This is a genomic window from Streptomyces sp. NPDC017890, from assembly GCF_044328675.1.
GTDB lineage: Bacteria > Actinomycetota > Actinomycetes > Streptomycetales > Streptomycetaceae > Streptomyces.
Genome location: NZ_JBIRHU010000002.1, coordinates 391335 through 417510, shown reverse-complemented (window position 1 = coordinate 417510; position 26176 = coordinate 391335). Strand labels below are relative to the sequence as shown.

The 26176-nt window shown below is 72.8% G+C and carries 27 protein-coding genes and 1 riboswitch; of the genes, 10 read left to right on the top strand and 17 right to left on the bottom strand.

All coding sequences use genetic code 11. The features are described from left to right. Positions 1–77: 77 nt before the first annotated feature. The 4 genes from ACH4F2_RS04855 to ACH4F2_RS04840 all read left to right on the top strand — a co-directional run bounded on the left by ACH4F2_RS04855 (position 78) and on the right by ACH4F2_RS04840 (position 2291). Positions 78–488 (top strand): VOC family protein, encoded by a 411-nt coding sequence (locus ACH4F2_RS04855; protein WP_398131240.1) that lies wholly within the window; start codon positions 78–80, stop codon positions 486–488. A gap of 109 nt (positions 489–597) precedes the next feature. Further along, positions 598–1005 carry a hypothetical protein gene (locus tag ACH4F2_RS04850; protein WP_398131239.1) on the top strand — a complete coding sequence of 136 codons (408 nt, stop codon included), beginning with the start codon at positions 598–600 and terminating at the stop codon, positions 1003–1005. A 4-nt stretch (positions 1006–1009) separates the two neighbouring features. Beyond that, a complete protein-coding gene (locus ACH4F2_RS04845; RefSeq protein WP_398131238.1) occupies positions 1010–1504 on the top strand; it encodes a thiol-disulfide oxidoreductase DCC family protein in 495 nt (164 codons plus the stop codon). A 10-nt stretch (positions 1505–1514) separates the two neighbouring features. Beyond that, complete coding sequence (locus ACH4F2_RS04840) at positions 1515–2291, top strand: TetR/AcrR family transcriptional regulator (protein WP_398131237.1); 777 nt, start codon at positions 1515–1517, stop codon at positions 2289–2291. Here the strand turns inward: ACH4F2_RS04840 and ACH4F2_RS04835 are convergent. Next, a complete protein-coding gene (locus tag ACH4F2_RS04835; RefSeq protein ID WP_398131236.1) occupies positions 2277–3659 on the bottom strand; it encodes a metallophosphoesterase in 1383 nt (460 codons plus the stop codon). The two genes, ACH4F2_RS04840 and ACH4F2_RS04835, sit on opposite strands and share 15 nt — an antisense overlap. A 36-nt stretch (positions 3660–3695) precedes the next feature. Beyond that, entirely contained in the window at positions 3696–3935 is a 240-nt protein-coding gene (locus tag ACH4F2_RS04830) for an SCO4848 family membrane protein (protein WP_398131235.1), read from the bottom strand. Positions 3936–4026: 91 nt separating this feature from the next. On the opposite strand from ACH4F2_RS04830, the gene ACH4F2_RS04825 reads away from it, so the two are divergent. Further along, positions 4027–5331 carry a D-alanyl-D-alanine carboxypeptidase family protein gene (locus ACH4F2_RS04825; protein WP_398131234.1) on the top strand — a complete coding sequence of 435 codons (1305 nt, stop codon included), beginning with the start codon at positions 4027–4029 and terminating at the stop codon, positions 5329–5331. Here ACH4F2_RS04825 and ACH4F2_RS04820 read toward each other — a convergent pair. Genes ACH4F2_RS04820 through ACH4F2_RS04805 form a run of 4 tightly spaced genes read right to left on the bottom strand, consistent with a single transcriptional unit; the run spans position 5279 to position 8139 of the window. Next, positions 5279–6220 (bottom strand): YihY/virulence factor BrkB family protein, encoded by a 942-nt coding sequence (locus ACH4F2_RS04820; RefSeq protein WP_398131233.1) that lies wholly within the window; start codon positions 6218–6220, stop codon positions 5279–5281. The genes ACH4F2_RS04825 and ACH4F2_RS04820 overlap by 53 nt on opposite strands. Next, positions 6208–6693 carry a GtrA family protein gene (locus tag ACH4F2_RS04815; protein ID WP_398131232.1) on the bottom strand — a complete coding sequence of 162 codons (486 nt, stop codon included), beginning with the start codon at positions 6691–6693 and terminating at the stop codon, positions 6208–6210. Before ACH4F2_RS04815 ends, ACH4F2_RS04820 begins: the two co-directional genes overlap by 13 nt. Next, positions 6687–7637 carry a decaprenyl-phosphate phosphoribosyltransferase gene (locus ACH4F2_RS04810; RefSeq protein WP_398131231.1) on the bottom strand — a complete coding sequence of 317 codons (951 nt, stop codon included), beginning with the start codon at positions 7635–7637 and terminating at the stop codon, positions 6687–6689. The genes ACH4F2_RS04815 and ACH4F2_RS04810 overlap by 7 nt, the downstream gene beginning before the upstream one ends. Continuing rightward, on the bottom strand, positions 7630–8139 hold the full coding sequence (locus ACH4F2_RS04805) for a phosphatase PAP2 family protein (RefSeq protein ID WP_398131230.1): 510 nt from the start codon (positions 8137–8139) through the stop codon (positions 7630–7632). Before ACH4F2_RS04805 ends, ACH4F2_RS04810 begins: the two co-directional genes overlap by 8 nt. 133 nt (positions 8140–8272) lie before the next feature. On the opposite strand from ACH4F2_RS04805, the gene ACH4F2_RS04800 reads away from it, so the two are divergent. Further along, positions 8273–9754, top strand: coding sequence for an FAD-binding protein (locus ACH4F2_RS04800; RefSeq protein WP_398131229.1), 1482 nt, complete (start codon positions 8273–8275; stop codon positions 9752–9754). Between the two features lie 52 nt (positions 9755–9806). Next, positions 9807–10562 carry a decaprenylphospho-beta-D-erythro-pentofuranosid-2-ulose 2-reductase gene (locus tag ACH4F2_RS04795; protein WP_398131228.1) on the top strand — a complete coding sequence of 252 codons (756 nt, stop codon included), beginning with the start codon at positions 9807–9809 and terminating at the stop codon, positions 10560–10562. 15 nt (positions 10563–10577) lie between these two features. Here ACH4F2_RS04795 and ACH4F2_RS04790 read toward each other — a convergent pair whose 3' ends face one another. The 6 genes from ACH4F2_RS04790 to ACH4F2_RS04765 form a co-directional block, all read right to left on the bottom strand. Then, positions 10578–11156: a 2'-5' RNA ligase family protein gene (locus ACH4F2_RS04790; protein WP_398131227.1), complete on the bottom strand. Its 579-nt coding sequence runs from the start codon at positions 11154–11156 to the stop codon at positions 10578–10580. 174 nt (positions 11157–11330) lie between these two features. Beyond that, entirely contained in the window at positions 11331–12344 is a 1014-nt protein-coding gene (gene trpS / locus ACH4F2_RS04785; RefSeq protein WP_398131226.1) for a tryptophan--tRNA ligase, read from the bottom strand. Positions 12345–12397: 53 nt separating this feature from the next. Continuing rightward, positions 12398–13843, bottom strand: coding sequence for a glycine hydroxymethyltransferase (locus ACH4F2_RS04780; protein ID WP_398131225.1), 1446 nt, complete (start codon positions 13841–13843; stop codon positions 12398–12400). Positions 13844–13872: 29 nt separating this feature from the next. Continuing rightward, a riboswitch (ZMP/ZTP riboswitch) is annotated at positions 13873–13959 on the bottom strand. A 170-nt stretch (positions 13960–14129) separates the two neighbouring features. Beyond that, positions 14130–15314 carry a glutathionylspermidine synthase family protein gene (locus tag ACH4F2_RS04775; protein ID WP_398131224.1) on the bottom strand — a complete coding sequence of 395 codons (1185 nt, stop codon included), beginning with the start codon at positions 15312–15314 and terminating at the stop codon, positions 14130–14132. An 8-nt stretch (positions 15315–15322) separates the two neighbouring features. Beyond that, positions 15323–15682, bottom strand: a complete 360-nt coding sequence (locus ACH4F2_RS04770; protein ID WP_398131223.1) for a hypothetical protein — start codon at positions 15680–15682, stop codon at positions 15323–15325. A gap of 76 nt (positions 15683–15758) precedes the next feature. Beyond that, positions 15759–17147, bottom strand: a complete 1389-nt coding sequence (locus ACH4F2_RS04765) for a PLP-dependent aminotransferase family protein (protein ID WP_398131222.1) — start codon at positions 17145–17147, stop codon at positions 15759–15761. A gap of 47 nt (positions 17148–17194) precedes the next feature. Here ACH4F2_RS04765 and ACH4F2_RS04760 point away from each other — a divergent pair, with 47 nt between their 5' ends. From ACH4F2_RS04760 to ACH4F2_RS04750, 3 genes are read left to right on the top strand one after another with little or no spacing between them, the layout of a single operon-like run. Next, positions 17195–17728 (top strand): carboxymuconolactone decarboxylase family protein, encoded by a 534-nt coding sequence (locus ACH4F2_RS04760; protein WP_398131221.1) that lies wholly within the window; start codon positions 17195–17197, stop codon positions 17726–17728. Then, positions 17725–18201, top strand: a complete 477-nt coding sequence (locus ACH4F2_RS04755; RefSeq protein ID WP_398131220.1) for a carboxymuconolactone decarboxylase family protein — start codon at positions 17725–17727, stop codon at positions 18199–18201. The genes ACH4F2_RS04760 and ACH4F2_RS04755 overlap by 4 nt, the downstream gene beginning before the upstream one ends. Then, a complete protein-coding gene (locus tag ACH4F2_RS04750; protein ID WP_398131219.1) occupies positions 18195–18944 on the top strand; it encodes an isocitrate lyase/phosphoenolpyruvate mutase family protein in 750 nt (249 codons plus the stop codon). Before ACH4F2_RS04755 ends, ACH4F2_RS04750 begins: the two co-directional genes overlap by 7 nt. 7 nt (positions 18945–18951) lie before the next feature. Here ACH4F2_RS04750 and ACH4F2_RS04745 read toward each other — a convergent pair whose 3' ends face one another. The 5 genes from ACH4F2_RS04745 to ACH4F2_RS04725 all read right to left on the bottom strand — a co-directional run bounded on the left by ACH4F2_RS04745 (position 18952) and on the right by ACH4F2_RS04725 (position 26142). Then, positions 18952–19902 (bottom strand): ABC transporter substrate-binding protein, encoded by a 951-nt coding sequence (locus ACH4F2_RS04745; RefSeq protein WP_398131218.1) that lies wholly within the window; start codon positions 19900–19902, stop codon positions 18952–18954. Between the two features lies 1 nt (position 19903). Beyond that, positions 19904–21847 carry an ABC transporter permease gene (locus ACH4F2_RS04740; RefSeq protein WP_398131217.1) on the bottom strand — a complete coding sequence of 648 codons (1944 nt, stop codon included), beginning with the start codon at positions 21845–21847 and terminating at the stop codon, positions 19904–19906. Further along, on the bottom strand, positions 21847–23022 hold the full coding sequence (locus ACH4F2_RS04735) for a glycine betaine/L-proline ABC transporter ATP-binding protein (protein WP_398131216.1): 1176 nt from the start codon (positions 23020–23022) through the stop codon (positions 21847–21849). Before ACH4F2_RS04735 ends, ACH4F2_RS04740 begins: the two co-directional genes overlap by 1 nt. Further along, positions 23019–24551, bottom strand: a complete 1533-nt coding sequence (locus tag ACH4F2_RS04730; protein WP_398131215.1) for a GMC family oxidoreductase — start codon at positions 24549–24551, stop codon at positions 23019–23021. The genes ACH4F2_RS04735 and ACH4F2_RS04730 overlap by 4 nt, the downstream gene beginning before the upstream one ends. A gap of 70 nt (positions 24552–24621) precedes the next feature. Next, positions 24622–26142, bottom strand: a complete 1521-nt coding sequence (locus tag ACH4F2_RS04725) for an aldehyde dehydrogenase family protein (RefSeq protein ID WP_398131214.1) — start codon at positions 26140–26142, stop codon at positions 24622–24624. Positions 26143–26176: the final 34 nt, after the last annotated feature.

Here is a 26176-nt window from a genome sequence, read left to right as displayed (position 1 = left end):
GCCCGGGCGAGTGACCCCTGAGCCGCCCCGCCGCCGGGTCCGGATCACTTCACGCCGCGCGCACCTAATGTGACGTCATGTCAGATCATGAGTCGTACGAACTGCTCGGGTTCGACAACGTGCTGCTGCCCGTCGGGGACCTCGCCGAGGCCGTCGGCTTCTACGAGCGGGCCGGCTTCCCGGTCGCCTTCCGGCTCGACGAGGCCGGGATCGCACTGCTGAAGGCCGGCGGCGAGACACCGGGCCTCCTGCTGCGCGTGGAGGAGGAGTTCGGGCGGCGGCCGCCGCCGTGGCCCTCGGCGCGGGTGTGGCTGGAGGTGATGGACGCCCGCACCGCGGACCGGGCACTGCGCGACGCGGGGGTGGAGCCGCTCGGCGAACCCTTCCCCGTCGCCACCGGCTGGACCGTGGAGTTCGCCGACCCGTGGGGCAACGTCATCGGCCTCACGGACTACTCCAAGCGACCGGAGCTGGGCCGCCGCCCCTGAACGGCCGCGGCCCCGTCCCGCCAACCCGGAAGCTCGCTTGAACACGTTCAAAAACAGGTCTAGAGTCTCTCTCGTCAGCGTTTTGAACGCGTTCAAGAAGGGGTGGGGCATGGACCGCACCGTCATCGCCTACGTCATCTACCTGCTGGTCAGCATCGGACTGACCATCTGGGTGGCCCGCACGCTCAGCCGCAACGGCCGGGTCTTCCTCGCCGACGTGCTGCACGGCAACGAGAAGCTCGCGGACGCCGTCAACCACCTCCTGGTGGTCGGCTTCTACCTCGTCAACCTCGGCTTCGTCGCCCTCTACCTGAGCGACGACGAGACCGTCGTCGACACCCGCGGGATCTTCGAGGCGCTCTCGACCAAGCTGGGCGTGGTGCTCCTGGTGCTCGGCGTGATGCACCTGGGCAACGTGTACGTGCTCAACCGGATCCGGCGGCGGGGGATGATGGAGCGGGAACAGGTGCCGCCGGTCCCGCCACAGGGCTGGGTGGCCCCGGCGGCCGGTGCCTGAGCCGATGACACCGACGGCACCCGCTCCCCCGACGGCCGTCGCCCCGGTGCGCCGGCTCACCGTCCTCTACGACGCCGAGTGCTCCCTGTGCACCCACGTGCGGGACTGGCTGCTGCGGCAGCCTCGGCTGGTGCCGCTGGAGCCGGTCCCGGCCGGGTCCGACGAGGCACGCCGGCGCTTCCCCGGACTCGATCACGCGGCCACCCTCGACGAGGTGACCGCCGTGGGCGACGCCGGCCAGGTCTACCGGGGCGCCGCCGCCTGGATCGTCGTCCTGTGGGCCCTGCGCGAGCACCGGCGACTGGCCCACCGGCTCAGTACGCCCACCGGGGCGCGGCTGGCCCGTGGGGCCGTCCTGGCCGCCGCCAAGTGGCGGGGCGCGCAACGGCAATGGGGCGGCCAGGGGTACCGCCGCGCCGACGGGTGGGTCTACGAACCGCGCCTCGGGTGGACGTACGCCGGACCCGGCTGCGACGACGGCACCTGCGCCAGTCGTTAGGCTCACTCCCGTGCCAGCGAAGAACGACGGCTCCGACGACGGAGCCCCCCTCAGCAAGTCCGAGCAGACCCGCGCGCTGATCCTGGAGACCGCCATGCGGCTCTTCCAGGAACGCGGTTACGACCGGACGACCATGCGGGCCATCGCCCAGGAGGCCGGGGTATCCGTCGGCAACGCGTACTACTACTTCGCCGGCAAGGAACACCTGATCCAGGGCTTCTACGACCGGATCGCCGCCGAACACCAGGCGGCGGTCCGGGAGGTCCTGGCCCGGGAGACCGATCTGGAGGCACGGCTGGCGGGCGTGCTGAAGGTCTGGCTGGACATCGCGACGCCGTACCACGAGTTCGCGGTGCAGTTCTTCAAGAACGCGGCCGACCCGGACAGCCCGCTCAGCCCCTTCTCCCCCGAGTCGGAGCACGCGCGCGTGGAGGCCATCAACGTCCACCGGCAGGTCCTGGCGGGTGCGAAGACCAAGGTGCACGCGGAACTGCGGGACGTCCTGCCCGAGTTGATGTGGCTCTCCCAGATGGGCCTCTGCCTGTACTGGATCTTCGACCGCACGGAGGGACGCGAGCGCAGCTACCGCCTCGCCGAACGCGGCGCCCGGCTCACCGCGCGGGGCGTCGCACTGGCCCGCTTCCGGGTGCTGCGCCCGCTGGTGCGCGAAGTGCACGAGCTGTTCACGGACTTCCTGCCCGGGATGACCAAGGCGCTCCCGGACCCGGCGAAGAGGACGGCGCCCGCCGAGGACGCCGCCCGGGAGGACCGCTCAGGCCCGCAGTGAGGCCAGCTCGATCACCGTGACGTCCGAGGGCGCCCCCACGCGCGTGGGCGGCCCCCAGGCGCCCGCGCCGCGGCTGACGTACAGCTGGGTGTCGCCGTAGTGTTCCAGGCCCGCCAGCGTGGGGTTGGCGGCGCCCGCGATGAGGTTGCCCGGCCAGAGCTGGCCGCCGTGGGTGTGGCCGGAGAGCTGGAGGTCGACGCCGTGGTCGACGGCGTCGTGGATCTGCACGGGCTGGTGGGCGAGGAGCACGCACGCGCGGGCCCGGTCCCGGTCGCCGAGGGCCTTGGCGTAGTCGGGGCCCTGGCCCTCGTCCTCGCCCGCCACGTCGTTGACGCCGGCGAGGTCGAAGTGGGGCAGCTCGGTGCGGGCGTTCTCCAGCGGGAGCAGCCCGAGCCGCCGGACCTCGGCGACCCACTGCTCGGCGCCGGAGAAGTACTCGTGGTTGCCGGTGACGAAGTACGCGCCGTGCCGCGCCTTCAGCTGGGCCAGCGGGGCCGCCGCCGGGCCGAGGTCCTTCACGCTGCCGTCCACCAGGTCGCCGACCACGGCGATGAGGTCGGGCTGCGTGGAGTTGATGGTGTCGACGACCTTCTGCGCGAAGCCCCGGCCGAGCACCGGGCCGAGGTGGATGTCGCTGACCACGGCGATGCGGAAACCGTGCGCCGCGCGCGGAAGCTTGGCCAGCGGCACGGTGACCCGCTTCACCGTCGGGCCGTTCAGCACACCGTACGTGCCGTAGCCGACCGTCCCGACGGCCGCCGCGGCGGCGGCGCCGGCGACGACGCGGGAGACGAAGAGGCGGCGGGAGGGGAGGGCGAGGGGGCTCTCGGATGTGCCGCCGGCCGGGGCGCCGGGGGCCGGCGTCCGGGGTGTCTCGCCGGCCTCGGGCGTCTCGGGTGTCCCGCCCCCCTTGGGTGTCTCGGGTGTCCCGCCCGCCTTGGGTGTCTCAGGCGTCCTGGGCGGGGCCGTGCCGGCCGGTATGCGCTCCGTGTCCACGGACGGGGCCCGCAGGGGCTCCGGCTCCGGCTCCGCCTGCCGCGCGGCGTCCCGCCGTTCCAGCAACCGCCGCAGCAGCGGACGGACGACCTCGCCCACCAGCAGCGCCAGCAGCAGGTAGATGGACAGGGCCAGCCACAGGTAGCCCGGCCAGGCCAGGACGCGCTCGAGCCAGAAGGGGGCACCCGCGCGCCCCGCGACCAGCGCGCCGACGGCCAGCGCCCAGCCCCCGGCGACCACCACCGCGCCGATACGGCGCACGGGACCGGGGCCCCGGGTCGTGTCGCGGAACAGGCGCCGCCACACGTACCAGTTGGACGCCACAAGGACGCTCACCACTGCCAGCGCGACAAGCGCGTAGACGACCACCATGCCGTCGTATCCCCTCGGTTGTGGCGTCCGTGACGCCTATGACCTTCGGCGCAGTGCGCGCACCGAGCGCAACCCGATGACCCCGACGGCCGTCCCCAGTACGAAGGAGACGACGGCCAGCAGCAGGTGCACCCAGAAGTACGCCGTGGGGTCGCCGTCCTCGAACGCGAGCCCACTGCTGTCCTTGATCAGATTTTTGACGAAAGTGATCCAGATGATCCAGCTCCACACCCCGAAAGCGAGCAGGAACCAGGAGACGGGGCGGCTGAGCTTCATGCATCCAGTATCGCCGCCGGGTGTCCGGATCCGTGTCCGGGGTGGGGAGGGGAGTGGGACCGCACCGCTCGCGGGAGGTACGTTCTCGCTCGTGCCCGCACCCAAGAAGGCCGTCAGGCGATCCCTGTTGGTCACCTCCGCCGCCCTGACCGCTCTCGCGCTCCTCTCCCCCGCCGCGCTCGCCGCCCCGAGCCCTCCGGCGAACCCGTCGGCCGGTCCCTCGGCCAGTCCGTCGGCCACACCCCCCGCGTCGATGTCGGCCGTGGGCGGCGCCCGGCTCGGCAAGCCCGGTACGCAGGTGGATCTGGCGGGTGGGGCACCCGTGCTGCCCAAGGACCTCACCGCCCGTTCGTGGATCGTGGCCGACGCCGAGTCCGGTGACGTGCTCGCCGCGCACAACGCGCACTGGCGGCTGGCCCCGGCGAGCACGCTGAAGATGCTGTTCGCCGACACGCTGCTGCCGAAGTGGCCGAAGACGACCAAGCACAAGGTCGTCCCCTCCGACCTGGCGGGCATCGGCGCCGGCTCCAGCATGGTCGGCATCAAGGAGGAGGAGACGTACACCGTCCACGACCTGTGGCTCGGTGTCTTCCTGCGCTCCGGCAACGACGCGGTGCACGTGCTGTCCGCGATGAACGGCGGTGTCGGTCAGACCGTCAAGGAGATGAACGAGCACGCCGAGGAGTTGCAGGCCCTCGACACGACCGTGGTCAGCCCCGACGGCTACGACGCGCCGGCACAGGTCTCCTCCGCGTACGACCTGACGCTGTTCGCCCGCTCGGGGCTGCAGAAGAAGGACTTCCGCGAGTACGCCTCGACGGTCCGCGCGAAGTTCCCGGGCGAGACGAAGAAGGACGAGAAGGGCAGGACGTCCCGGCAGCCCTTCGAGATCCAGAACACCAACCGGCTGCTCGCCGGCGGCTCGGACGTCGGCGTCTATCCCGGCATCGCGGGCGTCAAGAACGGCTACACCACCAACGCGGGCAACACCTTCACGGGCGTCGCCGAGCAGGGCGGCAAGGTGCTCCTCGTCACGGTGATGAACCCGGCGAAGGACGAGCAGAACGAGGTCTACAAGGAGACCGCCCGCCTGTTCGACTGGGGCTTCGAGGCGGCCGGCAAGGTCCGGCCGGTGGGCGAGCTGGTGCCGCCGAGGAGCGCCGCGCAGGCGAGCCCCGAGCCCGGTGCGGTCGCCTCCGGGGAGGCCGGCGGCAGCGGGAAGGGCGCTGTGGGCGCGCAGCCGGTGGCGGGTGCCCCGGCCGCGGACGGCTCCGGTGGCATCGGAGTCGCGGCCGGCATCACCGCCGGGCTGCTGGTCCTGCTCGCGGGCGGCGCGTTCCTGGTCAACCGGAAGTGGCCGCTGCCGGACCTGGTCCGTCGCCGGACGCGCCCCTGACGTCCTCTCCCCCGGCTCCCTCCGCTTCCCCCACTTCCTCCGCCTTGCTCCCCGTCGCCGTCCAGGAGGCGCAGAACAGCACCAGCTTCGAGGTGAAGTTGATCCACAGCAGCAGGGCGACGGGGACGCCGAAGGCGCCGTACATGCTCTTCGCGGCGACGCCCTGCATGTAGCCGCTCAGCAGCAGCTTCAGCAGCTCGAAGCCGATCGCGCCGACCAGCGCGGCCACCACCAGGCGGCGGCGCGCGGGCTGGACGCCGGGGAGCAGGGTCAGGACGTACAGCAGCAGGAGGAAGTCGGCGAGTACGGCGACGGCGAACGCGGCGATGTGGAGCAGCACCCCGCCGAAGCCGCCCTCGGCGATGCCGAGCTGCCGGATGATCCAGCCGACCAGCGCCGAGGCGACGGTGGAGATGGCGACGGTGACCAGGAGGGCGCCGCCGAGACCGACGAGGACACCGGCGTCCTTGGCCCGGTGCAGGACGGGGTTCTCCTCCTCGTCGGGCAGCTCCCAGACGGCGCGCAGACAGCCGCGGGTGGCGTCGACCCAGCCGACGCCGGTGAACAGCAGCAGGGCGCCGGCGATGAGGCCGACGGTGCCGGCGTTGTCGATCAGGTCCTGGATGTTCAGCTGGTCGGAGATGCCGGGGATCTGCTCGGCGATCGTGTCCTGGAGCTTGTCCTGCTGGTCCTTGCTGAGCGTGGCGGCGGCGACGGCGGCGGCCAGGCTGAGCAGCGGGAAGAGCGCGACGAAGCTGGTGAAGGTCATGGCGGCGGCCAGTCGCGTCCACTTCACCCGGTCCAGCCGCTCGTACGAGCGCCACGCGTGCGTGGTCATCAGCCGCGCCGTCCACGGCCCCACCACGGGGAGCTTCTTCAGCCAGTCCATGATCCGACTCCGCCCCCGCTCGCCTGGGTCCGTGGTCCCGTCGTGTCACCGGTTCCCGCCCCGGTGCGGAAGACCAGTGTTCTTGTGCCCCAGAAACGCAGGATCGTGGCCAGGACCATGCCGATTCCCGCGCCGGAGACCGTGTCGGCGCGCTGCGAGGTGAGGCCGAGGCCGTAGTGGCTGACGGCCAGGCACAGCAGCTGTACGGCGGCTCCGGCGGCGTTCACCGCGAAGAACACGGCGTAGGGGCGCAGGCCCCGGGGGCGGGTGTGCCGGTAGGTGCCGAGCGCGTTGCCCGCGTACGCCACGGAGCAGCCGGCGACGAAGGAGAGGGTCTTCGCGGTGAGCGGGTCGACGCCCGCCGGGCCGCGCAGGGTGGTGAAGAGGGTGAGATCGACGGCGTAGGCGAGGAGGCCGGCGGCGGCGAAGCCGATCACCTCCCGCCGGGTTCCCTCGGCGGGGCCGTCTACCAATTGGCCACCGCCAGGCCGTACATCGCGACCCACACGGCGCCGATCAGCGCGAGCGCCCGGTCGCGCAGGACGACGTCCTCGGGCTCGCCCGCGGTGCCGCGGTCGGCGAAGACCGCGTAGCGCAGGACGGCGAGGACGAAGGCGACCATGGACAACTGGCGCCAGGGCAGCACGCTGGTGTGCGGGACGCCGCCTTCCTCCATGGCCCACATGCAGTAGCCGAGGACGGCGACGCCGGCCGCGAGCTGCCAGACGAAGCGGAGGTAGCCGGTGGTGTACTCGGTGAGCAGCGCGCGGGTGGCGCCCGCCTTCCCGGCCATCTGCACGGCCTCCGAGTAGCGCTTTGCGGCCACCATGAACAGCGCGCCGAAGCCGGTCGTGATGAGGAACCAGCGCGACAGGGGGATGCCGAGCGCGAGCCCTCCGATGATCGCCCGCATCAGGAAACCGGTGGTGACGACGGCGAGGTCGACGACCAGGACGTGCTTGAGGCTGACGCAGTACGCCAGTTGCATCGCGAGGTAGGCGGTCAGCAGGGCCGCGACGGACGGCGGGCACAGCCGGGCCGCGACGACGGGCGCGAGGACGCCCAGGGCTCCGCCGACGGCGTACGCGACCGGCACCGGAACCTGTCCGGCGGCGACCGGGCGGCGCCGCTTGACCGGGTGGGCGCGGTCGGCCTCGGCGTCGCGGGCGTCGTTGACGAGGTAGACGGCGGCTGCGCAGGCGGTGAACAGGACGAAGACCAGGGCCAGCTGGGTGAGCGCGTGCCGGGAGAACAGCTCACCGGCGGCGGCCGGGGCGGCGACGACCAGGACGTTCTTGACCCACTGGCGTGGGCGGGCGGTCCTCAGCAGGCCGGCCGCGATCCCCCTGGGGCGGGGCGGCGCGGGCTCGGAGGGCTGTTCCGGGACGCGTTGCCGCAGAACGGTCGTGTCAGTCACGGTTGCCTCCGCGCATCCAGTCGGCGCCGAGCCGGGCCGTGAGCGCGCCCAGGGCCGCGCCCGCCGCCACGTCGGAGGGGTAGTGGACGCCGACGACCAGCCGGGAGGCGCACACCGCGGCGGCGAGTGGCCAGGCGGCGTGGACGCCGAGCGCGCCGAAGGTGACGGCTGCCGCCGTGGCCGAGGTGGCGTGGGAACTGGGGAAGGAGTGCCGGCCGGCGGTGCGCACCAGGGGTACGACGTGCGAGGGGCGGGGACGGCGCACGACGCGCTTCACGCCCATGCTGACGATGTGCGCGCCCGCGGTGAGGGCCGTGCCGCGCAGCCAGGCCGCTCGCCGCGTGCCGTCCACGGCGGCCGCGGCGAGGCCCGCCGCGAGCCACAGCGCTCCGTGCTCCCCGGCCCAGGACAGGGCACGCGCGGCTCCGGCCACGCGCGGGTCCGTGCCGCAGGCTCTGAGCGCCGTCACGATCCGGTGGTCCATGTCGTCGAGGTCGTCCATGTGGACTCACTGTTCACCCCGACGGCACGGGAAGTCCGGCATGATCGAGCGACATACCATTAATCACCCGTTTCAGGGATGGGCGGAATGTTTTGGAACTAACCGTTCACATAGTGGCGATACGGTCACCGGCATGTCTGCCGACACCGTTCCCGACGCCGCCCCGGGTTCCGCCGCCGAATCGGGCTCCGCCGCCGAGTCGGGCCCCGACGCCGAGCCGGACTCCGACGCCGGCTGGGGTCCTGTCACCGGATGGGGACCCGACGGCGACTGGGGCCCCGTCACCGGGTGGGGCCGCACCGCGCCGACCGCCGCCCGGCTGATCCGCCCGCGGACGTACGAGGAGGCCGCCGTCGCCGTCCGGGACTGCGGGGCCCGCGGTGGCATTCCGCGGGGCCTGGGACGGGCGTACGGGGACGCCGCGCAGAACGCGGGGGGTGCCGTGCTCGACATGACGGCCCTGGACCGCGTGCACGCCATCGACGCCGACGGCGGCACCGTGCTCTGCGACGCGGGGGTCTCCCTGCACCGGCTGATGGAGGTGCTGCTGCCGCTCGGCTGGTTCGTGCCGGTGACGCCCGGCACCCGCTACGTGACGGTCGGCGGGGCGATCGGCGCGGACATCCACGGCAAGAACCACCACGTGTCGGGGTCCTTCGCCCGGCACGTGCTGTCGTTCGAGCTGCTCACCGCCGACGGCCGGGTCCGCACCGTGGACCGGGGCACGCCGCTGTTCGACGCGACCGCCGGCGGCATGGGCCTGACCGGTGTGATCCTCACCGCGACCGTGCGGCTCCAGCCGGTCGAGACCGCGCTGATGTCGGTCGACACCGAGCGCGCCGCCGACCTGGACGACCTGATGGCCCGTCTGACGGCCGGCGACCACCGCTACCGTTACTCGGTCGCCTGGATCGACCTCCTCGCGCGCGGCGCGGCGACCGGCCGCGCGGTGCTCACCCGGGGCGACCACGCCCCCCTGGACGCGCTGCCGCGCGGCTCCCGGGCGCGGCGGGAACCCCTGGCCTTCCGCACCGCCCGCCTCCCGGCCGCCCCCGACTTCGTCCCGGAGGGGCTGCTCAGCCGGACGACGGTGGGCCTCTTCAACGAACTCTGGTACCGGAAGGCCCCCCGCCGCCGTACCGGCCGGCTCCAGCGGATCTCCACCTTCTTCCATCCCCTGGACGGGGTACCGCACTGGAACCGGATCTACGGCCGGGGCGGCTTCGTGCAGTACCAGTTCGTCGTCGGGCACGGCCGGGAGGACGCCCTGCGCCGGATCGTGCGGCGCATCCGCGAGCACCGCTGCCCGTCCTTCCTCGCCGTCCTCAAGCGGTTCGGGGACGCCGACCCGGGCTGGCTCTCCTTCCCGGTGCCCGGCTGGACCCTGGCCCTGGACATCCCGGCGGGCCTGCCGGGCCTCGGCTCCTTCCTCGACGGCCTCGACGAGGAGGTCGCGTCGGCCGGCGGCCGGGTCTACCTCGCCAAGGACTCCCGGCTGCGGCCCGAGCTGCTCGCCGCGATGTACCCGCGCCTGGACGACTTCCGCGCGCTGCGCGCGGAGCTGGACCCGGGCGGGGTGTTCGTCTCGGACCTGTCCCGGCGCCTCGGCCTCTAGGACCCCGTTCAGGCCCCCTCCAGGCCCCCTCCACAAAACCCCAGGAGCTGTCGTGAAGGACGCCTTCGGCATCCCCCAGTCCCTTCTCGTCCTCGGCGGTACGTCCGAGATCGCGCTCGCCACCGCGCGCCGCCTGGTGGCCCGCCGCACCCGCACCGTGTGGCTGGCCGGCCGTCCCTCCCCCGCCCTGGACGCGGCGGCCGGGCAGCTGCGCGGCCTCGGCGCCGAGGTGCGCACCGTCGCCTTCGACGCGCTCGAGAGCGAGTCCCACGAGGCGGTGCTCGGCAAGGTCTTCGCCGAGGGCGACATCGACCTGGTGCTGCTGGCCTTCGGTGTCCTGGGCGACCAGGCGCACGACGAACGCGAGCCGCTGAACGCCGTGCGGGTCGCGCAGACCAACTACACCGGCGCGGTCTCGGCCGGGCTGGTCAGCGCCCGCGCGCTGCAGGCGCAGGGCCACGGCTCCCTGGTGGTGCTCTCCTCCGTGGCCGGCGAGCGGGCCCGCCGCGCCAACTTCATCTACGGCTCCAGCAAGGCCGGCCTGGACGTCTTCGCCCAGGGCCTCGGCGACGCGCTGCACGGCACCGGCGTGCACGTCATGGTCGTACGGCCCGGGTTCGTGCGGTCGCGGATGACCGCCGGGCTTCAGGAGGCGCCGCTCGCCACGACGCCCGAGGCGGTCGCCACGGCCATCGAGCTGGGGCTGCGGCGCCGCTCGGAGACGGTGTGGGTGCCGGGCGCGCTGCGCGTGGTGATGTCGGCGCTGCGGCATCTGCCGCGGGCGGTGTTCCGGCGGCTGCCGGTGTAGGGCCCCGGACGGGCTCTAGCAGACCGGCAGGGAGCCGCTCTCCACGCGTCCCGCCTGCGGGGGCACGGTGGTGCTGCCGAAGGGGAACTCGCGCAGCTTGCGCCACACCCCGTCGGCGCCCTGCTCGTAGAGCGCGAAGCCGGTGCAGGGCCACTGCGCCTCGTAGTCGGAGAGCTCCTCGAAGGCGCGGTCCATCGCCGCTTCCTCGATGCCGTGCGCCACGGTGACGTGCGGGTGGTAGGGGAACTGCAGTTCGCGGGGGACCGGGCCGGAGGTGTCCCGGACGCGCTTTTGCAGCCAGGAGCAGGCCGCGGCGCCCTCGACCACCTGGACGAAGACCACGGGTGACAGCGGGCGGAAGGTCCCGGTGCCGGACAGCCGCATCGGGAAGGGCCGGCCGCGCGCCGCCACCTCCGCCAGGTGCGCCTCGACCGCGGGCAGCGCGGCGCCGTCGACCTCGGTCGGCGGCAGCAGGGTGACGTGCGTGGGGATGCCGTGAGCAGCGGCGTCGCCGAAGCCCGCGCGCAGCTGCTGGAGCTTGCTGCCGTGAGGCTCCGGGACCGCGATCGACACGCCGATCGTTACGGTCCCCACGTCGTCTCCTGTCGTTACGTGCCACTCGTCGGGTGTCGCTGTGCCGGACACCCGGATATCGACTGTACGGCCACGACCCCGCCCGGGGCAGGCGCAACCGGCGTGATGTGCAGCGCTACGGCGGCGTGCCGGGGCGCACGGGAGGGCTGTGATCAGTGCCGGGACGGCATCCGGTCAGTGCTTGGCGGGCAGGAAACCCACCATGTCGTACGCCCGGGAGAGGGTCTCCGCGGCGACGGCGCGGGCCTTCTCCGCGCCCTTGGCCAGGATCGCGTCGAGCGTCTCCGGGTCGTCCAGGTACTGCTGGGTGCGCTCCCGGAAGGGGGTGACGAACTCCACGACGACCTCGGCGAGGTCCGTCTTCAGCGCACCGTAGCCCTTGCCCTCGTACTTCTGCTCCAGTTCGGGGATCGCCGCGCCGGTGAGGGTGGAGTAGATCGACAGCAGGTTGCTGACCCCGGGCTTGTGCTCGCGGTCGAAGCGGATCACGGTGTCGGTGTCGGTGACCGCGCTCTTCACCTTCTTCGCCGTGGCCTTCGGCTCGTCGAGCAGGTTGATCAGGCCCTTGGGGGTGGCCGCCGACTTGCTCATCTTGGCGGTCGGGTCCTGCAGGTCGTAGATCTTCGCCGTCTCCTTGAGGATGTACGCGGAGGGAACGGTGAAGGCCTCGCCGAAGCGGCCGTTGAAGCGCTCGGCCAGGTCGCGGGTCAGCTCGATGTGCTGGCGCTGGTCCTCGCCGACGGGGACCTCGTCGGCCTGGTAGAGGAGGATGTCGGCGACCTGGAGGACCGGGTAGGTGAACAGGCCGACGGAAGCGCGGTCAGCACCCTGCTTGGCGGACTTGTCCTTGAACTGGGTCATGCGGCTCGCCTCGCCGAAGCCGGTGAGGCAGTTCATGATCCAGGCGAGCTGGGCGTGCTCGGGGACGTGGCTCTGGACGAAGAGCGTGCAGCGGTCCGGGTCGAGTCCGGCGGCCAGCAGCTGGGCCACGGCGAGCCGGGTGTTGGCGCGCAGTTCCTTCGGGTCCTGCGGGACCGTGATCGCGTGCAGGTCGACGACCATGTAGAACGCGTCGTGGGACTCCTGGAGGGCCACCCACTGGCGGACGGCGCCCAGGTAGTTGCCGAGGTGGAACGAGCCTGCGGTGGGCTGGATCCCGGAGAGCACACGAGGTCGGTCATTCGCCATGCCCGCCATTCTCTCAGGTCCCACCGGCGGCTCGTTCCCCCGGGCGGCGACCGTCAGCCCAGGTCGATCTCCGGGTAGAGCGGGAAGCCCGCCACGAGGTCCGTCGCCCTGCGGGAGATCTCGTCCGCGATCTTGGCGTCGAGGACGTGGGACGCCTTGGAGACGGCGCCCGACTTGGTGGTGCCCGGCTCGGTGGTGGTCAGCACGCGGTCGATGAGGCCCGCGACCTCGTCCATCTCGGCGGTGCCGAGGCCGCGCGTGGTCAGCGCCGGGGTGCCGATGCGGATGCCGGAGGTGTACCAGGCGCCGTTCGGGTCGGCCGGGATGGCGTTGCGGTTGGTGACGATGCCGGAGTCGAGGAGGGCGGCCTCGGCCTGGCGGCCGGTGAGGCCGTAGGAGGACGCCACGTCGATCAGGTTGAGGTGGTTGTCCGTGCCGCCGGTCACCAGGGTGGCGCCGCGGCGCATCAGGCCCTCGGCGAGGGCTCGGGCGTTGTCGACGATGCGCTGGGCGTAGTCCTGGAACGCGGGCTGCCGGGCCTCGGCGAGGGCGACGGCCTTGGCGGCCATGACGTGCGGGAGCGGGCCGCCGAGGACCATCGGGCAGCCGCGGTCGACCTGGTCCTTCAGGGAGTCGTCGCACAGGACCATGCCGCCGCGCGGGCCGCGCAGCGACTTGTGGGTGGTCGTCGTGACGATCTGGGCGTGCGGGACCGGGTCGAAGTCGCCGGTCAGCACCTTGCCCGCGACGAGGCCGGCGAAGTGCGCCATGTCGACCATGAGGGTCGCGCCGACCTCGTCGGCGATCTCGCGCATGATCCGGAAGTTCACCAGACGGGGGTACGCGGAGTAGCCGGCGACGATGATCAGCGGCTTGAACTCGCGGGCGGAGGCGCGCAGGGCCTCGTAGTCGATGAGGCCGGTCGCCGGGTCGGTGCCGTAGGAGCGCTGGTCGAACATCTTGCCGGAGATGTTGGGGCGGAAGCCGTGGGTGAGGTGGCCGCCGGCGTCCAGGGACATGCCGAGCATGCGCTGGTTGCCGAAGGCCTGGCGGAGCTCTGCCCAGTCGGCGTCGGTCAGGTCGTTGACCTGGCGTACGCCGGTCTTCTCCAGGAAGGGCACCTCGACGCGGGCGCCGAGGACGGCCCAGAAGGCGACGAGGTTGGCGTCGATGCCGGAGTGCGGCTGGACGTAGGCGTGGCGGGCGCCGAAGAGCTCGCGGGCGTGCTCGGCGGCGAGGGACTCGACGGTGTCGACGTTGCGGCAGCCGGCGTAGAAGCGGCGGCCGACGGTGCCCTCGGCGTACTTGTCGCTGAACCAGTTGCCCATCGCCAGGAGCGTGGCCGGGGAGGCGTAGTTCTCCGAGGCGATCAGCTTGAGCATCTCGCGCTGGTCGGCGACCTCCTGGCCGATGGCGTCGGCGACGCGCGGCTCGACGGTGCGGATCGCTTGCAGCGCGGCACGGTAGGCGACGGACTCGGGGGTGAGTTCTGCGGACACGGGGGCCTCCGGACGTCGGAATCAGCGTTCAGGTCGGCCCAGGCGCTCGGCTCTTGTCGCTCGGACCGCTTCCCGATGGTTCGTCCCATCCTTGCGCGCCAGTCACGGCCCGGGCCCAGGGTACCGGGTGCGTTCTGCCGGTGCCTTCCGTGTCCGCGATGCGGGAGCGTCCGCGTGGTTGTCGTTCCGTCGCGAGTGCGCGTCCGTTGCGGCTGGTCGCGCCCACGCGGCGGAGCCGCACGTGTCACAGCCCCGCACCCCTGCGGGGGCTCTCCCCGAGGCCGGTTCAGAGGATCACGTGGGGCAGGAACCTCGCGTACTCGTCCGTCACCAGGCCGGACGACTCCCTGATGCCCAGGCCCGCCGACTCGTTCTCCACCACCCAGGCGCCCAGGACGACGCGGTTGCCGTCGAAGTCGGGCAGGGGGGCCAGTTCCTGGTAGCAGCAGGGTTCGGTGCGCTCGGGTGCCTCCGTGCCGGGGCGGTGGATCGTGACGCCGGCGCCCTCGCGGCCCAGCAGGGGCTTGGCGACGTAGCCCGTCGTGCCGGCCATCTCCCTCGGGCCGTCGAGGTAGGCGGGGAGGAGGTTGGGGTGGCCGGGGTACAGCTCCCAGAGGATCGCCAGCAGCGCCTTGTTGCTGAGCAGCATCTTCCAGGCGGGCTCGATCCACAGGGTGGTGCCGGTGCCGCCGCCGTTGTCGAGGGTGTCCAGGACGTGGTCGGCGAAGCGGTCGGTGGTGAGCCACTCCCAGGGGTAGAGCTTGAAGATGCTGCGGATGAAACGCAGCCTGGTGTCGACGAAGCGGCCGGACAGGCGGTCCCAGCCGATCTCCTCCACGGAGATCCACTCGGTTTCCAGGCCGGCCTGCTCGGCGGTCTCCTTGAGGTAGGCGACCGTCATCAGGTCCTCGCCGAGCTCGTCGGCCTCGGAGTTCGCGAAGTACAGGGGGCTGCCGGGCGGGAGGAGGGCGGCCTGCTTCCTCCAGGCGTCGACGAGGCGCTCGTGGAGGCTGTTCCACTGGTCGGCGCCGGGGAAGCGCTCCTCCATCCAGAACCACTGCGGGGACGCGGCCTCGACGAGCGAGGTCGGGGTGTCCGCGTTGTACTCCAGGAGCTTGGCGGGGCCCGTTCCGTCGTAGCGCAGGTCGAAGCGGGCGTAGACGGAGGGGAGTTCGTCGCGGCGGTGCCAGGCCTCGGTGACCGCCTGGATCACCCGCGGGTCGGTGATGCCGAGGTCGGCGAAGCGGCCCGCGGTGACGATGTGCCCGGCCGCCGCCAGGCACATGCGGTGGAGTTCCTCGACGACCTCCTCCAGCGCCTCGACCTCCGGGAGGGAGAAGACGTAGTAGGCGCTCTCGTCCCAGTAGGGGCGCAGGGAGTCGTCGGGGTAGCGGGTCAGGGGGTAGATGCAGCCCTGTTCCTCGACGGTCTGCTGCCAGCCGGGGCGGGGCTCGGTGGTGCGGCGTTCCATGTCCGGGCTCAGCCGCCGCCGCTGCCGGAGCCCTCGCAGCCGAAGCCGCCGCGGTCGACGGCTTCCTCGCGGCTGAAGGTGCCGTAGTCGGCCCAGCCGTTGCTGACGTCGGCGTCGTAGTACCAGTCGGCGTCGCCCACGGACTTCGAGCCGGTCTTCTTCTTGCCCTTGCCGTACGAACCGCCGGACGAGCCCGACTTGCAGTTCTTGTCGGCGACGACCTTGTAGCCGTTGACGTAGTCGTAGCTGTCGCGGTCCACGCAGCGCCGGTCGGGGTCCGAGCCGCACGCGCTCAGGGCCGCCGCGAGCACTCCCATGCCGCCGAGCACCACGGTGCTCGACCGCAGCCGTCGCCGGGTCTTCGCCATGTCCGTCTCTCCCCCGTTGTCCGCTTTCCGGTACGACAGTTGGGCCGATCGAGTGTACGACCGTCGCCGGGGGACTCTACGGCAGCGCCCGGCAGAGCGCGTCCAGGGCCCCCGCCCAGGCGTGGTCGGGCGGGGTGCCGTAGCCGACGACGAGGGCGTCCAGCGGGGCGACGGCGGCGTCCGGGTGCCGGAACATGGACAGGCCGTGGACGGCGAGTCCGTGCCAGGCGGCGGCCCGGACGACCTGCTGCTCGGTACCGGGGGGCAGTTGGAGGACCGCGTGCAGTCCGGCGGCGATGCCGGTGACGCGCACCTCGGGGGCACGTTCGGCGAGGGCGGCGACCAGGGCGTCACGGCGGCGCCGGTAGCGCAGGCGGGCTGCGCGGACGTGCCGGTCGTAGTCGCCGGAGCCGAGGAACTCCGCGAGGGTCAGCTGGTCCAGGACGCCCGGGGTGCGGCCCGCCATGCCGTCCATGGCGTCCTCGACGAGCGCCGGCGGCAGCACCAGCCAGCCCAGGCGCAGCGCGGGGGCGAGGGACTTGCTGGCGGTGCCCAGGTAGACGACGCGGTCGGGGTCCAGGCCCTGGATGGCGCCGACGGGCTGGCGGTCGTAGCGGAACTCGCCGTCGTAGTCGTCCTCCAGGATCAGTCCGCCGGTGCGGCGGGCCCAGTCGATCAGTGCCGTCCGGCGCTCGGGGAGCAGCGGCAGGCCCATCGGGAACTGGTGGGAGGGGGTCAGCAGGACGGCCCGCGCGGCGGCCGGGTCGTCGAGGGGTCGGGTGCCGCGGTCGTCGAACGGCAGCGGGGGCGTGTCGCAGCCCGCCCGTCCGAGCAGCCGGCGGTGGTGGGGCAGGCCGTAGGACTCGACCGCCACGGAGCCCGCTCCCCTGCGGCGCAGCAGTTCCGCGAGGACGCCGAGTCCGCCGAGGAAGCCGGCGCAGACGACGATCCTGTCCGGGTCGGCGTGCACGCCGCGGGCGCGGGAGAGGTAGCCGGCGAGCGCGGTGCGCAGCTCCACCCGGCCTCGGGGGTCGCCGTAGCCGAGGGCCTGGTCGGGGGCGGCGGTCAGGGCGCGGCGGGCCGCCTTCAGCCACTGCGCGCGGGGGAACGACGCGAGTTCGGGCGTGCCGGGGACGAGGTCGTAGGCGGGCCGGGCGGGTTCCCGCCGGTGCGGTGCCGGGCGGTGGCCGGGGGTGGCGGGCGTCCGGTCGGCGACCCGTGTGCCGGAGCCCTGGCGGGCGGCGAGCCAGCCCTCGGCGACCAGGTCGGCGTAGACCTCGGCCACGGTGTTGCGCGCGACGCCCAGGTCGGCGGCGAGCGAGCGTGAGGAGGGCAGCCGGGTGCCGGGGGCCAGCCGGCCGCTGCGGACGGCGTCGCGCAGGGCGCCGGTGAGGCTGCGGCGCAGCCCGGGGCCGGAGCGGTCCAGGTGCAGGTCGATACCGAAAGTGGCCCACGGTTTCCCCATGGAAATGGACCATACCTCTGGGCTGCCTGACTCCTAGTCTCGAGGGCATGACGACGAACACGACACACACCGCCACCACCGCCCCCGCCACCACCGCCCCCGACGCCTTCGCCCCCGAGGAGGCCCCCCGGCTGGAGTGGGCCAAGCACGCCCCCGAGGTCTGGAAGGCGATGCTGCGCCTGGAGAAGGCCTCCGCCCAGGGGGTGGAGCCGAAGCTGAGGGAGCTGGTGAAGATCCGCGCCTCCCAGCTGAACCACTGCGCCTTCTGCCTGGACATGCACACCAAGGACGCGCTCGCGGCCGGTGAGAGCGTGGAGCGGATCGTGCAGCTCGCCGCGTGGGAGGAGTCGCGGCACTTCTACACGGAGCAGGAGCTCGCGGCGATCGAGCTGACCGAGGCGGTCACCGTGCTGACGGACGGGTTCGTGCCGGACGAGGTCTACGCGAAGGCCGCCGAGTTCTTCGACGAGACCGAGCTGGCCCACCTGATCGCCGCGATCACGGTGATCAACGCCTGGAACCGGTTCGGCGTGACGTGCCGGCTGACGCCGGGCCACTACACGCCCGGACAGTTCCAGTGACCGCACGTACGACGCACCTGGACGACGGCGTCCGCGCCGCGCTGCGGGCCGTGAGCGCCGCCGCCGGACAGGGCCTCGGCGACCCGCCCCTGGCGGAGCTGGTGCAGATCCGCGCCTCGCAGCTCAACCACTGCGCGTTCTGCCTGGACATGCACCTCGGCATCGCGCGCGAACGGGGGGTGAGTGAACGGCAGCTCGGTCTGCTGAGCACCTGGGAGGAGGCCGGAGACGTCTTCGGCGGGCGGGAGCGGGCCGCGCTGGCGCTGACCGAGGCGGTCACCGTGCTGGCCGGGGGCCCCTCCCGGGCTTGCGGAGCCGGGGGAGGGTCCGTGCCGGACGAGGTGTACGGGAAGGCCGCCGAGTTCTTCGACGAGGCCGAACTGGCCCATCTGATCGCGCTGATCACCGCCGTCAACAGCTGGAACCGGCTGATGGTCAGCCGGCGGATTCCCCCGGGGAGCACTCGATGGTGACCAAGGCGGAACGGTTCCGCGACCTGCACCACGGCCGCGCGCCGGGCGACCCCCTCGTCCTGCCGGGCCCCTGGGACGCGGCGAGCGCCCGCGTCTTCGCGGAGGCCGGGTTCCCGGCGCTCGCGACGCCCAGCGCGGGAGTCGCGGCGTCCCTCGGGTACGAGGACGGGGCGACCCCGGCCGACGAGATGTTCGCGGCGGTCGCGCGGATCACCCGGGCGGTGGACGTGCCCGTGTCGGCGGACGTCGAGGACGGGTACGGGCTGGCGCCGAAGGAGCTGGTGGAGCGCCTGCTGGAGGCGGGCGCCGTGGGCTGCAACCTGGAGGACTCCGCCGACGGCGTGCTCAAGGACCCGCGCGGGCACGCCGAGTGGCTGGCCGAGGTACGGGCCGCGGCCGGGGACCGGCTCTTCGTCAACGCCCGGGTCGACACGTTCGTCAGGGGCGTCGACGATCCGGAGGCGGCGATCGAACGGGCCGCGCTGTACGTCGCCGCGGGCGCCGACTGCGTGTACCCGATCTTCGCCCCGTCCGGCGTACTGCCGGTGCTGCGGGCCGGGATCCAGGGGCCCGTCAACGTCGGCGCGGTACCCGGCCAGGGCCCCTCGCCCGCCGAACTCGGCGGGCTCGGGGCCACCCGGGTCACGTTCGGGCCGGGTCTCCAGCGGCGCGCGACGCGGGCCCTGCGGGAGATCACGGCCGGGCTGACGGAACCGACCGCCCCGGCCGCCCCGGCGGAGTGAGGGCCGGCTAGGGCAGCCACTTCTCCCAGACGGACTCGTGGCTGTCCACCCACTTCTTCGCCGCCTCGTCGGGCCGCATCTTCTGCTCGGCGATCATCAGGGAGACCTGGTTCTGGTCCTCGGTCGTCCAGTTGAAGTTCTTGAGGAACTCCGCCGCGTCGCCGCCGTTCTTCTCGAAGTCGGCGTTGAGGTACTTCTGCAGCTCGGTGACCGGGTAGGCGCAGTCGACCTTCGCCGGGTCGGCGTCGCAGCCCTCCTTGTACGGCGGCAGCCTCACCTCCGTCATCGGGACCTTCTCGAACAGCCACTGGGGGGTGTACCAGTAGGTCAGGAAGGGCTTCTTCTCCTTGGCGAACTGCTTGATCTGGGTGATCTGCGCGGCCTCGGAGCCGGCGAAGACGACCTGGTAGTCCAGGTCCAGGTTCCGCACCAGGGCCTTGTCGTTGGTGACGTAGGACGGGGAGCCGTCCATCAGCTGGCCCTTGCCGCCGCTCTCCGCGGTGCGCAGCAGCCCGGCGTACTTGTCCAGGTTCTTCCAGTCCGTCACGTCCGGGTGCTTCTTCGCGAAGTACGTCGGGACGAACCAGCCGATGTGCCCGGTGACGCCGAGGTCGCCGCCGGGGGCGATGGTGTTCTTGTCCTCGACGTAGCGCTGCTCCTGCTCGGGGTGGCCCCAGTCCTCCAGGATGGCGTCGACGCGGCCCTGGCTGAGCGCGTCCCAGGCGGGGACCTCGTCGACCTGGACGGTGTCGACGCGGTAGCCGAGCTCGTGCTCCAGCAGGTACTGGGCGACGGCCACGTTGGCCTGGGCGCCGACCCAGGACTGCACGGACAGGGTGACGGTCCTGGCGCCCTGCGCGTTCGCGTACGGGGACGCCTGCTCGGTCATGTCGGCGGCGCCGCAGCCGGTGGCCAGCACCAGCACGGCGACGGCCGCCGTGATCCGCTTGCGTGGCATCTCAGGCTCCCTGCTTCGTACGGCGTTCGGTCGGCTGGGTGACCCGGTCGAGCATCAGGCCGAGGCAGACGATCGCCGCGCCGGCCACCAGGCCGGTCGCCAGGTCGCCCTGCGCGAGGCCGAAGACGACCTGGTAACCGAGGGCGCCTCCGCCGACCAGGCCGCCGATGATGACGACGGCGAGGACCAGGACGACGCCCTGGTTGACGGCGAGCAGCAGGGACCGGCGGGCCAGCGGGAGCTGCACCTGCCGCAGTTGCTGCCCGCCGGTGGCGCCGAGCGAGCGGGCAGACTCCATGGCGGCGGGGTCGACCTGGCGCAGCCCCTGGGCGGTGATGCGGACGACGGCCGGGAGGGCGTAGACGACCGCGGCGGCCACGGCCGGGGCGCGGCCCACGCCGAAGAGGGCGACGACCGGGATCAGGTACACGAACTGCGGCATCGTCTGGAAGACGTCCAGCACGGGCCGCAGCACGCGTTCGAAGCGGTCGCTGCGGGCGGCGGCGATGCCCGTCGCGAAGCCGATGACCAGGGTCACGGCGACGGCTGCGAGGACCTGCGAGAGCGTGTCCAGGGACGGCTTCCACACGCCGAGCACGCCGATCGCGGCCATGGCGAGGACGGCGGTGAGCGCGGTGCGCCAGGTGCCGATCAGCCAGGCCAGGGCGGCGACGACGAGGAGTACGGACCACCAGGGCAGCCAGTGCAGGCCGTCCCTCAGCGGGTTGAGGACCCAGCTGGTGAAGTGGGCGGCCCAGTCGGCGGTGCCGCCGATGACGGGCACGCCGGAGTACAGGTGGGCGGTCATCCAGTCGACGGCCCGGTTGACGGGCTCGGCGATGTCCACCTCCCAGGCGTCGGGCCAGTCGAGGAGGCCGGCGATCCGTCCGGCGACCGCGACGGCCGCGGCGGCGGCCAGGGCGTACAGCCAGGTCAGCGGGGGCTTCCCGGTCTCGCCGAGCCGCTCCCCCGCCGCGCCGGTCACGCGGTCCAGGACGACGGCGAGCAGCACGATCGGGATGCCGGCCGCTAGGGCCGCGCCCACGTCGACCGACGCAAGGGCCTGGTAGACGCGGTCGCCGAGGCCGCCGGCGCCGATGACGGAGGCGATGACGGCCATGGACAGCGCCATCATGATCGTCTGGTTGACGCCGAGGAGGAGTTCCCTGCGGGCCAGCGGGATGCGGGCGGTCAGCAGCCGTTGGCGGGCGGTGGTGCCGAGGGACTCGACGGCTTCGAGGACCTCCTTGTCGGCGCCGCGCAGGCCGAGGGCGGTGAGCCGGGCCATGGGCGGCGCGGCGTAGACGACGGTGGCCAGGACGGCGGCGGGGACGCCGATGCCGAAGACCAGGACGACGGGGAGGAGGTAGGCGAAGGCGGGCAGCACCTGCATGGTGTCGAGCACCGGGCGCAGGGCGCGGTCCATCCGGTCGGAGAGACCGGCGGCCAGACCCAGCAGGGCGCCCACGGCGACCGACGCGAGGACGGCGACGGCCATCAGCGCGAGCGTCTGCATGGTCGGCACCCACATGCCGAGCAGCCCGCACGCCAGGAACGCCGCGGCGGTGCCGAGGGCGAGCTTCACGCCGGCCACCCGCCATGCGGTCAGGGCACCGATCGCGGTGACCCCGGCCCAGCCGACGGCGAGGAGGGCGAGGTACACGGCGCGTACGGCGATGACGACGACGTTGCTGACGTGGCCGAAGAAGTAGAGGAACAGCGGGTGGCTGTCGCGGTTGTCGATGATCCAGTCGCTGGCCCTGCCGAGCGGCTCGGAGACGTCGACGGTGAGGGCGGACGGCCAGGTGCCGCCGGACCACTGGGCGACGGCGAGGGGGACGAGGACCGCGGCGGCGACGGCGAGGGCCAGGAGTTTGCGGGCGGCCGGCCGGCGCAGGACGCCGGGGAGCGCGGGGCGGGCGGCGGGTGCGGTGACCGTGGCCATCAGACCGCCTCCTTGCGCTGATCCGCCTCCTCGGCGCGGTCCGGCTCGGGGGCATCAGCCTCCCCGGGGCGTTCCGCCGCCTCGCGGACCTCGCCGCCGGTCCCGGCGACGACGCCGAGCAGGGCGTCCGCGTCGACCACGCCGAGGCAGCGTCCGCCGTCCATCACGCGGGCCGGGGTGCCGGCCCGGGCGACGGCCTCGATGGCCTCCGACACGGTGGCGTCGGGCCGCAGCGCGGGGCCGGTGCCGGCCTCGTCGGCCGAGGAGGCGGGGCGCATGGCCGTACGGACGGTGAGGACCTGCTCGCGCGGGACGTCGCGGACGAACTCGCGGACGTAGTCGTCGGCGGGCGAGCCGACGATCTCCTCCGGGGTGCCGAGCTGCACGACGCGGCCGTCGCGCATCAGGGCGATGCGGTCGCCCAGTTTGAGGGCTTCCTGGAGGTCGTGGGTGATGAAGACCATCGTGCGGCCCTCCTCGCGGTGCAGCCGGACGACCTCCTCCTGCATGTCCCGCCGGATCAGCGGGTCGAGCGCGCTGAACGGCTCGTCGAAGAGCAGGACCTCGGGGTCGACGGCGAGGGCGCGGGCGAGGCCGACGCGCTGCCGCTGGCCGCCGGAGAGCTGACCGGGCTTGCGGTGCTCCAGGCCCTGGAGGCCGACCTTGGTGACGACGGCGGCGGCGCGCTCGCGGCGCTCGGCGCGGCCCATGCCCTGGACCTCCAGGCCGTACGCCACGTTGTCCAGGACGGTGCGGTGCGGGAGCAGGCCGAAGTGCTGGAAGACCATCGCGGCGCGGTGGCGGCGCAGTTCGCGCAGCCGGGACCTGTCCATGGCGCGGACGTCCTCGCCGTCGATGGCGATGGTGCCGGCGGTCGGCTCGATCAGCCGGGTCAGGCAGCGTACGAGGGTGGACTTGCCGGAGCCGGACAGGCCCATGACGACGAAGACCTCGCCCTTGCGCACGTCGAAGGAGACGTCGGCCACGGCGGCCGTGCAGCCGGTGCGCGAACGCAGCTCGGCCGGGCTCAGGGCGGCCAGTTCGGGGTCGGCGGGGATCCGGGCGGCCTTGGGGCCGAAGACCTTCCACAGGCCGTCCACGGAGAAGACGGGAGCGGCCGGCTCGTCGGTACCCGGCGGCGTACCGGCGCCGAGGGCGGTACTCGCGGTACTCATCGGGCGTCACCACCGATCAGGTCGGCGGCGCGCTCCCCGACCATGAGCACGCCGATCATCGGGTTCACGGCCGTCATGGTCGGGAAGACGGAGGCGTCGGCGATGCGGATGCCCTCGAGGCCGCGGATACGCAGCTCGGGGTCGACGACGGCCAGTTCGTCGGTGGCGGCGCCCATCTTGCAGGTGCCCGCCGGGTGGTAGACGGTGTGGGCGACCTTGCGGGCGTACTCGCTCAGCTCCTCGTCACCGGTGACGTCGGGGCCGGGAGACACCTCGCGCCCCAGCCAGCCGGCCAGCGGCTCGGTCCTGGCGACCTCGCGGGCGATCCTGATGCCGTCGACGAGGGTGCGGCCGTCGTAGTCGTCCTCGTCGGTGAAGTAGCGGAAGTCCAGGGCGGGCTTCACGGACGGGTCGGCGCTGGTCAGGCAGAGGCGTCCGCGGGACTTCGGCTTGGGGATGTTCGGGGTCATGGAGACGCCGAACTCCGGGCGCTCGTAGCCGAGTCGCTCGGGATTGTCCGTGAAGGGGATCTGGTAGAAGTGGAACATCAGGTCGGGGCCCGCGTGTCCGGGGTCGCGGCGCACGAAAAGACCGGCGTCGGAGTCCATCGCGGAGTTCTCCGGGATGGGGCCGTTGGTCTCCCACACGATCACCGACTCGGGGTGGTCGAGCAGGTTCTCGCCGACACCCGGCAGGTCGAGCACCACGGGTATGCCGAGCGCTTCGAGGTCATCGCGGGGGCCGATGCCGGAGTGCAGCAGCAGGCGCGGCGAGTCGACCGCGCCGGCGCAGAGCACCACTTCGTTCCGGGCCTCGACGAGGATCTCCTCGCCGTCCTTGGTGCGGACGTGGACGCCCCCGGCGCGGACGCCGTCGAGCTGGAGCTTGTACGCCCAGGTCTCCAGCATGATCGTGAGGTTGGGCCGCTCGTCCATCACCGGGTGCAGGTACGCCACCGACGCCGAGGACCGCTTGTTGTTCTCGGGGTGGTAGGCGAGGTCGAAGAAGCCGACGCCCTCGGTGAACGGCTTCTTGTTGAAGCCCTCGATCCGCGGGACCTCCAGGGCCTTCTGCGCCGCGTCGACGAAGTCGCGGGCGATGGCGTTCCGGTCCTTCTCGTCGACCGGGACGATGTTGTTCTTGAGACGTGCGTAGTACGCCTCCATCGGCACCGCGCCCCAGCCCTCGGCTCCGGCGGCCTCCCACTCGTCCCAGTCGGACGGCAGCGGCTTGAAGGCGATGAGGGTGTTGTGCGAGGAGCAGCCGCCGAGCACGCGGGCGCGGCTGTGCCGGATGTGCGAATTGCCGCGTGGCTGTTCGGTGGTGGGGTAGTCGTAGTCCAGTTCCCCTCCGAGCAGGCCCATCCAGCGGCGCAGGGTCAGCACGTCGTCGCGGCCGACGTCGCTGGGGCCGCCCTCGATGACGGCGACGGTGACGTCCGGGTTCTCGGTGAGACGGGAGGCGATCACCGATCCCGCGGTGCCGCCGCCTATGACGACGTAGTCGTAGACATGGGTGGTCTCGGGCATGGGCGTACTCCAGAGGGTGAGCGGACGGGGAACCGGGCGGGCGGCCCGGGTGGGGACGGGTGGGCCGGGGTCAGCCGGAGAACCAGCGGACGGGCTTGGGGGCGAGGTTCTGGTAGACGTGCTTGCTCTCGCGGTACTCGGCGAGGCCCGCGGGGCCCAGTTCGCGGCCGACGCCGCTCTTGCCGAAGCCGCCCCACTCCGCCTGCGGGAGGTAGGGGTGGAAGTCGTTGATCCAGACGGTGCCGTGGCGCAGCCGGCCGGCGACCCGGCGGGCGCGGCCCGCGTCGGCGGTCCAGACGGCACCCGCCAGACCGTACTCGGTGTCGTTGGCGAGGGCTACGGCCTCGTCCTCGGTGCGGAAGGTCTCGACGGTGAGCACCGGCCCGAAGACCTCCTCCCGTACGACCCTCATCTCCCGGTGGCAGCGGTCGAGGACGGTCGGCTCGTAGAAGTAGCCGGACTCGGGCCGCTGGGGGGACGGCTCGGGGCGCCTGCCGCCGCAGCGCAGCTCGGCGCCCTCGGCCAGCGCGGAGGCGACGTAGTCCTCGGTCCTGGCGCGCTGCTGCTCGGAGACGAGCGGGCCGCACTCGACGCCGTCCTCGGTGCCGCGGCCGAGGCGGATCTTCGCGGCGCGGCGGGCGAGTTCGGCGACGAAGCGCTCGCGGACCGACTCCTCGACGATGAGCCGGCCACCCGCGGAGCAGACCTGGCCGCTGTGGATGAAGGCGGCGTTGAGGGCCTGGTCGACGGCGGTGTCGAAGCCCTCCTCGGTCTCGCAGGCGTCGGCGAAGACCACGTTGGGGTTCTTGCCGCCGAGTTCGAGGGCGACCTTCTTGACGGTGACGGCGGCGGCCTGGGCGACCTTGGTGCCGCTGACCAGGCCGCCGGTGAAGGAGACCAGGTCGACGCCGGGGTGTTCGGCGAGGCGGGCGCCGACGGTGTGGCCCGGGCCGGTGACGATGTTGGCGACGCCGGTGGGGAGGCCGGCCTCGGTCAGCAGGCCGATCAGGGCGACGGTGGTCATCGGGGTGATCTCGCTGGGCTTGATCACGAAGGTGTTGCCGGCGGCGAGCGCGGGGGCGATCTTCCAGCTGGCCTGGAGGAGCGGGTAGTTCCAGGGCGTGATCATCGCGCAGACGCCGACCGGCTCGTGCACGACGACGCTGTGGATGTCGGGCGACCCGGCGTCGACGACCCGGCCGGGGGCCTCGCCGGCGACCAGGTCCGCGAAGTAGCGGAAGGCGTCGGCGACGCAGTCGATGTCGACCCGCCCCTCCTCGACGGTCTTGCCCGCGTCGCGGCTCTCCAGCAGGCCGAGCGGTTCGCGGTCGCGTACGAGGAGGTCGGCCACGCGGCGCAGCAGGGCGGCGCGTTCGGCGACCGGGGTGTGCGGCCATGCGCCCGCGTCGAAGGCGCGCCGGGCGGCGGCCACCGCGAGGTCGGCGTCCTTCTCGTCGCCCTCCGCGACCACGGCGAACGGCAGGGCGTCCGCGGGATCGAGGATCTCGCGCGTCCCCCCGGAGACGGCCGCCCGCCACTCGCCTCCGGCATGGATGGTGTCGCGCGCCCGGAGTTCTGTACTGTCCGCCATGATCGTCAATGCCTTCCGTTCCCTGTTCAGCGCC

What these genes read in the sequence shown, in the direction of transcription:
- ACH4F2_RS04735 (WP_398131216.1), bottom strand. Translation starts at nt 23,022, where the DNA reads ATGAGTACCGCGAGTACCGCCCTCGGCGCCGGTACGCCGCCGGGTACC.
- ACH4F2_RS04750 (WP_398131219.1), top strand. Translation starts at nt 18,195, where the DNA reads ATGGTGACCAAGGCGGAACGGTTCCGCGACCTGCACCACGGCCGCGCG.
- ACH4F2_RS04745 (WP_398131218.1), bottom strand. Translation starts at nt 19,902, where the DNA reads ATGCCACGCAAGCGGATCACGGCGGCCGTCGCCGTGCTGGTGCTGGCC.
- ACH4F2_RS04770 (WP_398131223.1), bottom strand. Translation starts at nt 15,682, where the DNA reads ATGGCGAAGACCCGGCGACGGCTGCGGTCGAGCACCGTGGTGCTCGGC.
- ACH4F2_RS04765 (WP_398131222.1), bottom strand. Translation starts at nt 17,147, where the DNA reads ATGGGGAAACCGTGGGCCACTTTCGGTATCGACCTGCACCTGGACCGC.
- trpS (WP_398131226.1), bottom strand. Translation starts at nt 12,344, where the DNA reads ATGGCGAATGACCGACCTCGTGTGCTCTCCGGGATCCAGCCCACCGCA.
- ACH4F2_RS04820 (WP_398131233.1), bottom strand. Translation starts at nt 6,220, where the DNA reads ATGGACTGGCTGAAGAAGCTCCCCGTGGTGGGGCCGTGGACGGCGCGG.
- ACH4F2_RS04845 (WP_398131238.1), top strand. Translation starts at nt 1,010, where the DNA reads ATGACACCGACGGCACCCGCTCCCCCGACGGCCGTCGCCCCGGTGCGC.
- ACH4F2_RS04850 (WP_398131239.1), top strand. Translation starts at nt 598, where the DNA reads ATGGACCGCACCGTCATCGCCTACGTCATCTACCTGCTGGTCAGCATC.
- ACH4F2_RS04725 (WP_398131214.1), bottom strand. Translation starts at nt 26,142, where the DNA reads ATGGCGGACAGTACAGAACTCCGGGCGCGCGACACCATCCATGCCGGA.
- ACH4F2_RS04760 (WP_398131221.1), top strand. Translation starts at nt 17,195, where the DNA reads ATGACGACGAACACGACACACACCGCCACCACCGCCCCCGCCACCACC.
- ACH4F2_RS04775 (WP_398131224.1), bottom strand. Translation starts at nt 15,314, where the DNA reads ATGGAACGCCGCACCACCGAGCCCCGCCCCGGCTGGCAGCAGACCGTC.
- ACH4F2_RS04740 (WP_398131217.1), bottom strand. Translation starts at nt 21,847, where the DNA reads ATGGCCACGGTCACCGCACCCGCCGCCCGCCCCGCGCTCCCCGGCGTC.
- ACH4F2_RS04855 (WP_398131240.1), top strand. Translation starts at nt 78, where the DNA reads ATGTCAGATCATGAGTCGTACGAACTGCTCGGGTTCGACAACGTGCTG.
- ACH4F2_RS04835 (WP_398131236.1), bottom strand. Translation starts at nt 3,659, where the DNA reads ATGGTGGTCGTCTACGCGCTTGTCGCGCTGGCAGTGGTGAGCGTCCTT.
- ACH4F2_RS04800 (WP_398131229.1), top strand. Translation starts at nt 8,273, where the DNA reads ATGTCTGCCGACACCGTTCCCGACGCCGCCCCGGGTTCCGCCGCCGAA.
- ACH4F2_RS04730 (WP_398131215.1), bottom strand. Translation starts at nt 24,551, where the DNA reads ATGCCCGAGACCACCCATGTCTACGACTACGTCGTCATAGGCGGCGGC.
- ACH4F2_RS04830 (WP_398131235.1), bottom strand. Translation starts at nt 3,935, where the DNA reads ATGAAGCTCAGCCGCCCCGTCTCCTGGTTCCTGCTCGCTTTCGGGGTG.
- ACH4F2_RS04805 (WP_398131230.1), bottom strand. Translation starts at nt 8,139, where the DNA reads ATGGACGACCTCGACGACATGGACCACCGGATCGTGACGGCGCTCAGA.